Source organism: Roseisolibacter sp. H3M3-2 (genome assembly GCF_029211165.1).
GTDB lineage: Bacteria > Gemmatimonadota > Gemmatimonadetes > Gemmatimonadales > Gemmatimonadaceae > Roseisolibacter.
Map to the genome: position 1 here is coordinate 1 of NZ_JARGEK010000212.1, position 8,243 is coordinate 8,243.

Sequence of the window (8,243 nt, forward strand, 5' to 3'; positions counted from 1 at the left end):
GCGTCGCGCGCGCCCTCGCCCCCGCACGCGGCCCGGACGTGCTCGTGCGCACGCGCCGCGCGCCGCGCCGCATCCTGATCCTCGGCGGCACGGGGTTCATCGGCCCGTACCAGGTGCAGTACGCGCTCGACCGCGGCCACACGGTCACGCTGTTCAACCGCGGCAGGACCAACCCGGGGCTCTTCCCCGGCGTCGAGAAGCTGCAGGGCGACCGCGCCTCCGACCTGAAGTCGCTGGAGGGGCGCGACTGGGACGTCGTGATCGACAACTCGGCCACCGACCCGACGTGGGTCGAGCGGTCGGCGAAGCTGCTGGCGCCGCGCGTGAAGCGCTACTTCTTCGTCTCGACGCGCTCGGTGTACAGCGACACCAGCCGCGTCCCGATGACGGTCGACGCGCCGGTGTTCACGCGCGAGAACACGCCGGTCGAGGCGGGGAAGCCGCTGCCGTACGGCCTCGCCAAAGCCCTCGCCGAGAAGGCGGCGCAGCAGCACTTCCCCGGGCGTGCGCTGATCGTGCGCCCCGGGCTGATCGTCGGCCCCGGCGACCTCACCGACCGCTTCACCTACTGGCCGGTGCGCATCGAGCGCGGCGGCGAGGTGCTCGCGCCGGGCGACGGGAGCGACCCGGTGCAGGTGATCGACGCGCGCGACCTCTCCGAGTGGCTGGTGCGCCTCGCCGAGGGGGACGCGACGGGCGTCTACAGCGGCGTCGGGCCGCGCAACCCGCGCTCGTTCGCCGAGTTCCTGCACGGGATCAAGGCGGCGACGACCTCGGAGGCGCAGTTCACCTGGGTGGACACCGACTTCCTCGACCAGCACAAGGTGCGCGGCTACGCCGAGATGCCGGTGTGGCAGGCGGCGCGCGGCAACCGCGCCGGCTTCGCGCGCTTCGACCTGTCGCGCGAGATCGCGCTCGGGCTGACCTTCCGCCCGCTGGCGGTGACGGCGAAGGACACGCTCGACTACTACCACGCGCAGACGCCCGAGCGGCAGGCGACGCTGAAGGCGGGGATCACCGCCGAGCGCGAGGCCGAGGTGCTGGCCCTCTGGAAGGCGCGCAGGGGCGCCGCCGGGCGCTGACCCCGCGCTCCTACCCCGGCGCGCCGCGGCCGCCGTAGCGCCGCACGTACCCGTCGACGCGGATCTTCCGCGCCGTGGCGACGCTCGACATCGGCCGCACCTTGCCGATCACGGGGCGCTCCTGCCACGCGTGGTCGTAGCGCCCGAGCACCCAGGTGATCCCGCTCGTGGAGTTGGGGTTCCGCCCGTCGAGCGCCCACCGGTTGTTAAGGTGGAGCATGTGCGCGAGCGCCTCCTCGGGATCGGCGGTCCACTCGAGGAACTTCTTCCCCCACAGCATCCGCAGGTAGTTGTGGATGCGGCCGTCGGCGCGCAGCTGCCCCTGCGTCGCGTTCCAGAGCGCGTCGTAGGTCGCGCCGGCCTCCAGCGCGTCGCGCGCGAACAGCTCGGCGCGCGGGTCCGCGCGGTGCGCCGCGAGCGTGGCGCGCGCCCACTCGGGGAGCGACGCGTACGTGTCGTGCCCCTCGACGTGGTGCGCGGTGTTGTACGACAGCTCGCGCCACGTGACCACCTCGTCGAGGAACGCCTCGGCGTCCGGGCCCATCCCCCACCACCCCTCGCGCTTGCCGTTGGGCCGCGGCGCGAGGCGGTCGAGCGTCCAGTCCTCGCGCTCGGCGACGGCCGCGAACACGGCGTGTGCCGAGACGAAGCCCCAGTGCAGGTACGGCGACAGCCCGCTGTTGCTCGGGTCCTCGGCCTCGTTGCGGCGCGCCTTGTAGCTCCCGAGCTTCCGCTCCACGAAGCCGCGCAGCACCGCGTCACCCTCGCGCGCGCCGCCGCGGAACGCGACCGGCGGGACGTCGTGGTCGATCGGCAGCGCCGCCAGCGCGCGCGCGCCCTCGGGCGTGACCGCGGCGAGCAGCGCCGCCGCCGCGTCGGGCCACAGCGCCCGCACGCCGTCGAGCCACGCGCGCGCCTCGTCGGGGAGCGGCGGCAGCGCGCGCGCGCCGGCGAGGGCGTCCTCCGCCGGGAACCAGGTCAGGTGCTCGGGGAGGCGCTTCTGCAGCATGCGCCGGAAGTGCGGCGCGGTGGGCCACGCGCGCTCGGCGGCGCGCATCGGGAGCAGCCCGTTGCCGTCGACCGCCTCCAGCCGCACGCCGAGCGCCGCCAGCCGGCGCCCCGCCGCCGCGAGCATGCGCGGCAGGAAGAACTCGGGGAACTCGTCGGTCACCACCACGCACGCGCGCCGCGCCAGCGTCTCGAGCAGCCCCCGCCCCGCGCCCGGCTCGGGCTCGACGTACGCGTGGTGGGCGACGCCGGCGCGCGCGTACGCAGCCGCGTCGTCGGCCATCCCGTCGATCGCGAACCGGTGCAGCCGCGCGCTCGCCCACGGGTACCCCGCGCGCAGCGCCTCCAGCACCACCAGCGGCCGGCCGAGCGCGCGCGCGGTCTCGACGGCGTGCTGGAGCGCGAAGTTGTAGCGGGTGCGCCGCGCCATCGTCTGCCAGTACAGCACGACGTCGCGCGTCGAGTCGAGGGGCAGCGCGTTCAGCGCCGCGAGGCGCTCCGGGGGTAGGGAGGACACGCCGGCGGAACGTGCGGCGGCGCCGCGCGGGTTCCCTCCGTGGCGGAGCACTGCGGGCTGCGGGCTGCTGGCTGCGGACTCGTTCGCGCCCCGCAGCCCGCAGCCCGCAGCGCCCTATCCTACGGCCGCCGCACGACGCGGAATTCGCGGTCGACCACCACGTGCGCGCGCTCCGCCTGCCGCGCGATGATCCGGTGCTCGATGTCGAGGATGACGTCGATGATCGGCTCGTGGTGGTCGCGCGCGCGGGCGGCGCGGCGCTCGGCGGTGTCGAGGTGCGTCGCCTCGAGGAACACGCGCACGTCGAGGTCGTCGAGGTGGAGCGCGTACGTTCCCTCCACGATCAGCACCGACCGCCCCGCCAGCGCGTGGCGCTGCGTGAGGAAGCGGTCGTTGGCGTAGTCGACCAGCGGCCCCTCCACCGCGTCGGCGCCGGCGCGGAAGGCGGCGACCTGCTCGGCGAGCAGCAGCAGGTTCACCTCGTGCGGCCCGACCGCCGCCAGGTCCGCGAGGCGCGCGGCGTGGTTCACGCGCGGGGGGCGGCGGAAGTAGTCGTCCTGGTACAGCACCGCCGCCGCGACGCCGCGCGTCCCGAGCACGCGCGCGAGGGTGGTGGCGGTCACCGACTTGCCGCTCCCCGACTCGCCGGCGATCCCCACCACGCAGCGTCCGCGCGCGGGGACGCCGAAGTCGCGCGCCAGCACGTCCGCCAGCGTGACCGCGAGCGCGTCGAACTCGGGCTGGTGGAGCGCGCGGTCCGGGTTCAGCGATGCGTCAGCCACCCAGCACCTCGCGCTGCGCGGGCGTCCCGGCCGCCGCCAGCAGCACGACGCCGGTCGCGCTGTAGGCCATGCGCGGCGTGCCGAGCGGCTCGCCGGTGACGCCGTGCAGGTACTCCTGGAAGTCGAACGCCGGCACGTCGAGCGCGGCGGCGGCCGAGGCGCGCAGCCGCGCCAGCGCGTCGTCCCGTCCCGTGGCGGCGAGCGCCAGCGCCTGCCAGCCGAGCCACACCGGCCAGATCCCGCCGTTGTGGTACTCGTGCGGGCGGTTGCGGAAGCCGAACAGGTGGTAGCGGGCGAGCGCCGGCCAGTCCGGGTGCGCCTCGTCGATCACCGGGTGGAAGGCCGGCGCCAGCGCGCCGCGCCGCCCGAAGTGCGCGTCTGCCCAGTCGAGCGCCGCCGCCGCGCTGGCGGGCGCGACGCCCGACGCGCCGAGCAGCGCGCAGGCCGCGAGGTCGAAGGCCTCGCACGTGCGCACCGGCGAGAAGGCGGCCACGGGGTGCCCGTCGCGCGATGGTCCGTCGCGCGGCGCCCCCTCGGCGCGCGCCGGCCAGTAGCGCGCGTCGATCGCGGCGCCGATGCGGGCGGCCTTCTCCTCCCAGCGCGCCTCGCCGTACGTGCCGGCGAGCAGCCGCAGCGCCCAGGCGCGCAGCACCTGGTCGTAGAGGATGTACCCCTCGTAGACGTACTCGTCGGCCCAGTTGCCCCCCGCCGGGACGTACACGAGGTCGCGCCCGTTGTACTCCAGCGCGTCGAGCAGCCGCACCGCCGCGCGCGCCGAGTCGGCGTGGTCGGCCGCGTCGACGACGCCCGCGCGCGCGGCCAGCGCCACGCCGACCAGGTACCACGTCACCGCGTCGACGCGCGGGACGAGGGAGCCGAAGCTGACGTGCGGCGCGCCCCCGTCGCGCGGCTCGAAGTTGGAGGCGAGCTGCCCCTCGGGGCCCTGGAGGGCGCGCAGGCGCTCGAGGGTGCGCGCCAGCCCGGCCGCCACCACGTCGTCGCCCAGCAGGAGCCCCGCCACCCCGGCGACGACCGCGTCGCGTGTGAAGACGGCGCGGTAGTTCGCCGTCTCGGCGAGGGAGGCGTGGATCCCGTGCGGGCCGCAGAGGGCGCGCAGCAGGGCCACCGCCCGGGCGTGGAGGTCCGCGGCCATGGTGGCGGAAAGGTGCAGGGCCGGTATCTTCGCCGCCATGGCCACCCCCGCGCCCGCCGCCGCGCCCCCCGCCGGCGCGCCGCCCGCCCCGCGCAAGCCGACGCTCTCCTTCTGGCAGATCGTCAACATGAACGTGGGGTTCTTCGGCATCCAGTACAGCTTCGGGCTGCAGCAGAGCAACATGAGCCCGATCTACCGCTACCTGGGCGCCGACGAGGCCAGCCTCCCGCTGCTCTGGCTCGCCGGCCCGATGACGGGGCTCATCGTGCAGCCGATCGTCGGCGCGATGAGCGACCGCACGCTCTCGCCGCGCGGCCGCCGCACGCCGTACTTCCTGACCGGCGCGGTGCTGTGCAGCGTGGCGCTCCTGTTCATGCCGTACAGCCCCGCGCTGTGGGCCGCCGCCGGGCTGCTCTGGATCCTCGACGCCGGCAACAACGTCACGATGGAGCCGTACCGCGCCTTCGTGAGCGACCGCCTCGACCGGTCGCAGCACTCGATCGGCTTCCTCACGCAGAGCGCGTTCACGGGGCTCGGCCAGACGCTGTCGTACCTCACGCCGTCGATCCTCGTGGTGCTGGGGCTGAACCGCGACCTGGTGAACGGGCGCGGGATCCCGTACGTCACGGTCGGCGCCTTCCTCATCGGCGCCTTCTTCTCGCTGTCGTCGATCTGGTGGACCGTGCGCACGACCCCCGAGCTGCCGCTGACGGCGGACGAGCGCGCGCGCATCGAGGCGCTGCCGCGCGGGATGGGCGCCGCGCTGCGCGAGGTCGCCGAGGCGATGCGGCAGATGCCGACGACGATGAAGCAGCTCGCCGTCATGAAGCTGTTCCAGTGGTACGCGATGTTCTGCTACTGGCAGTACATCGTGCTCGCCATCGCGCGGACGCTGTTCGACACCAACGACGCCGGGTCGGCCGGGTTCCGCGAGGCGGGGCTGGTGAACGGGCAGATAGGCGGCTTCTACAACTTCGTCGCCTTCGTGGCCGCGTTCGCGATGGTGCCGCTCACCCGCCGCCTCGGCCCCAAGGTCACGCACGCGCTCAGCCTCACCGCCGCGGGCCTCGCGATGCTGTGGATCCCGACCATCGACAGCCGCGCGCTGCTCTTCGTGCCGATGCTCGGCGTCGGTGTGGCGTGGGCGAGCATCATGGGGAACCCGTACGTCATGCTCGCCGGCTCCATCCCGCCCGAGCGGGTCGGGGTCTACATGGGGATCTTCAACATGTTCATCGTGATCCCGATGATGATCCAGATCTTCACCCTCCCGCTCTACTACGACTCGCTGCTCGGCGGGAACCCGGCGAACGTGATCCGGCTGGCTGGCGCGCTGCTGCTGTGCGCGGCGGTGACGGTGCTGTTCGTGCGCAGCGGGGCGGCGGCGCGCGCCCACGGGATCCCGGCGCGCGTCGGCGGCCACTAGGCGCGCCGGTGCGGCGGGCGCTGCTAGTGCTGGGGGTCGCCGCCTGCGCGCGGCGGTCGCCGCCGGCACCGCCCCCCGCCCTCGAGTTCCGCCTCGTCCCCCCGCCGGGCGCGCCGCCCGTCGTCTCGGCCGCGCTGCCGGGGAGCTTCAACGGGTGGAGCACGACCGCGACGCCGCTCGTCCGCGCGCCCGACGGGAGCTGGAGCGTGCGCGTCCCGGCGGCGGGGCGCCACGAGTTCAAGCTGCACGTCAACGGCGCCTGGGTCGCCGACATGTGCGACGACGCCACCTGGGGCGATCCGTCGCGCGCGCGCCGCGTGGGGAGCACCGCCGCCTGCGCCCCGGACGGACACGGCGGGCGCAACGCGGTGGTCGAGCTGGGGGCGCCCCCGCTCCCGCCGGGCGTCGGCCTCGCGCACGACCCGGCCGACCCGGCGCACGTCTCGGCGGCCGGCGGGCGGCTGTCGGTGCGCTTCGCCGCCAACGCGGGGCGCGTCCGCTCGGCCACGCTGCGCGCCGACGGCGCCGAACACGCCATGCACCGCCAGCTCGCGCACGACGGCCGCGAGGTCTGGCGCGCCACCCTGCCCGAGGGGACCACCCGCTGGACGATCGTCGTGACCGACGACGCGGGGCGCACCCGCACGCACGGCCCCCACGCCGCGCCCCCCGCGCCCTTCCGCGCCGTGGAATGGGTGGGCGACGCGGTGGGCTACCAGGTCTTCCCCGAGCGCTTCGCCAACGGCGACCCGTCGAACGACGCGCTGGCGCTCGCCACCGACGACCACGCGCTGCTCGACTCCGCCTTCCGCGGCGCGCCGCCCGAGCGCTCGGCGTGGGACGCGCCGCCGACCGCGCGGCACTGCTGCCATCAGTATTACGGCGGCGACCTGCGCGGGGTGATCGACCGCCTCGGCCACCTCGACTCGCTCGGCGTCACGCTGCTCTACCTGAACCCGTTCTTCCTGGCCGGCTCGGCGCACGGCTACGACGTCTGGGACCACCGCGCGGTCGACCCGGCACTGGGCGACACGGCCACGCTGCGCGCGCTGCTCGACGCCGCGCGGGCGCGCGGGATGCGCGTGTTGTGGGACTTCGTGCCGAACCACGTCGGCGTCGGGCACCCCGCGTTCCGCGACGCGGCGGCGCGCGGCGCCACGAGCCCGACGTGGACGTGGTTCCGCTTCCGCGTCGCGCCGGAGTCGGTGCGGGTGGGGAACGCCGCGCACTACGACACCTTCGCCGGTGCGGGCGCGCTCCCGAAGCTCGACGTCGCGCGACCGGCGGTGCGCGCGGACCTGCTGGCGACGGTGGAACGATGGCAGGCGTTCGGCTTCGCAGGGCTCCGCGTGGACGTGCCCGAGGAGGTCATCGACGGCCCCGCGTTCCTCGCCGAGGTGCGGCGCGCGGTGAAGGCGCGCGACCCGGACGCCTACCTGGTGGGGGAGAGCTGGCGGCGCGCGCCGGAGTGGGTGCGGGGCGACCGGTTCGACGCGCTCATGAACTACGCGGTCGGCCAGGACGTGGTCGAGCGCTTCGCGCGCGGGGACCTCGCGGCGCGCGACGCTGCGGCGGCGCTGTCACGCGTGCTCGCCGAGTACCCCGAGGCGTCGGCGGCGATGGCGTTCAACGTGATCGCCACCCACGACAACGCGCGGCTGCTCACCAAGCTCGGGGGCGGCGGGCTGGGCGACGTCGCGCCGCCGGCGGCGCTGGCGCGGCAGCGGCTGGCGTCGGCGATGCTCTACGCGCTCCCCGGCGTCCCCGTCACCTTCCAGGGCGACGAGTGCGGGTTCCTGGGCGCCGGCGGGGGCGGGACGCGCGAGGAGAACCGGTTCCCGGTGCAGTGGGGGCGGTGCGACGCCGCCATGTTCGCCCACTACCGCCGGCTGGGGGCGCTGCGGCGGGCGCTCCCCGGGCTGCGCGCGCCGGCGCTCCGGCTGCTGTCCGCCGAGGGGGCGGTGCTGGCGTGGGCGCGCGGCGAGCCGGGCGCGCCCGACGAGGTGGTCGCCGCCTTCAACGCCGGGGACGCCGCCGGCGCCGCGCCGATCCCGCCGGGCGACTGGACGGACGCCGTCTCCGGGGAGAACGTGAGGGAGCGCGCGGCGCTGGCGCCGCTCGGGTGGCGCCTGCTGCGCCGGCCCTGACCCCGCACCTCCGGAGGAGCCGATGGACCGCAGGGACTTCGTGCGCGCGCGCGCCGGCGGGGCGCGGCTGGCCGCGCTCGCGGCCGCGGTGCGCGCCGAGGGTGCGCCGCCCGCGGGCGAGGCGCCAC

At 75.8% G+C, this 8,243-nt stretch carries 6 protein-coding genes; 3 read left to right on the plus strand and 3 right to left on the minus strand.

Annotation, left to right across the window (positions count from 1 at the left end):
* The coding region (locus PYV61_RS16275) for an NAD-dependent epimerase/dehydratase family protein (RefSeq protein WP_345785250.1) at positions 1–1,082 on the plus strand (1,082 nt) is incomplete at its 5' end.
* 10 nt (positions 1,083–1,092) lie between these two features.
* Here PYV61_RS16275 and PYV61_RS16280 read toward each other — a convergent pair.
* The 3 genes from PYV61_RS16280 to PYV61_RS16290 form a co-directional block, all read right to left on the minus strand.
* Positions 1,093–2,607: a hypothetical protein gene (locus tag PYV61_RS16280; RefSeq protein WP_275833483.1), complete on the minus strand. Its 1,515-nt coding sequence runs from the start codon at positions 2,605–2,607 to the stop codon at positions 1,093–1,095.
* Positions 2,608–2,726: 119 nt separating this feature from the next.
* Entirely contained in the window at positions 2,727–3,389 is a 663-nt protein-coding gene (locus PYV61_RS16285) for a hypothetical protein (protein WP_275833484.1), read from the minus strand.
* A complete protein-coding gene (locus tag PYV61_RS16290) occupies positions 3,382–4,542 on the minus strand; it encodes a glycoside hydrolase 100 family protein (protein ID WP_275833486.1) in 1,161 nt (386 codons plus the stop codon). Before PYV61_RS16290 ends, PYV61_RS16285 begins: the two co-directional genes overlap by 8 nt.
* Before the next feature lie 37 nt (positions 4,543–4,579).
* Here PYV61_RS16290 and PYV61_RS16295 point away from each other — a divergent pair, with 37 nt between their 5' ends.
* Together PYV61_RS16295 and PYV61_RS16300 are read left to right on the plus strand one after the other, a co-directional pair.
* Positions 4,580–5,968, plus strand: coding sequence for an MFS transporter (locus PYV61_RS16295; RefSeq protein WP_275833488.1), 1,389 nt, complete (start codon positions 4,580–4,582; stop codon positions 5,966–5,968).
* Between the two features lie 8 nt (positions 5,969–5,976).
* Positions 5,977–8,115 carry an alpha-amylase family glycosyl hydrolase gene (locus PYV61_RS16300; RefSeq protein ID WP_275833490.1) on the plus strand — a complete coding sequence of 713 codons (2,139 nt, stop codon included), beginning with the start codon at positions 5,977–5,979 and terminating at the stop codon, positions 8,113–8,115.
* The last annotated feature ends 128 nt before the right edge of the window (positions 8,116–8,243 follow it).

Excerpts from the sequence above, each read along its gene's own strand:
- PYV61_RS16290 (WP_275833486.1), bottom strand. The coding sequence starts at position 4,542 with ATGGCCGCGGACCTCCACGCCCGGGCGGTGGCCCTGCTGCGCGCCCTC.
- PYV61_RS16295 (WP_275833488.1), top strand. The coding sequence starts at position 4,580 with ATGGCCACCCCCGCGCCCGCCGCCGCGCCCCCCGCCGGCGCGCCGCCC.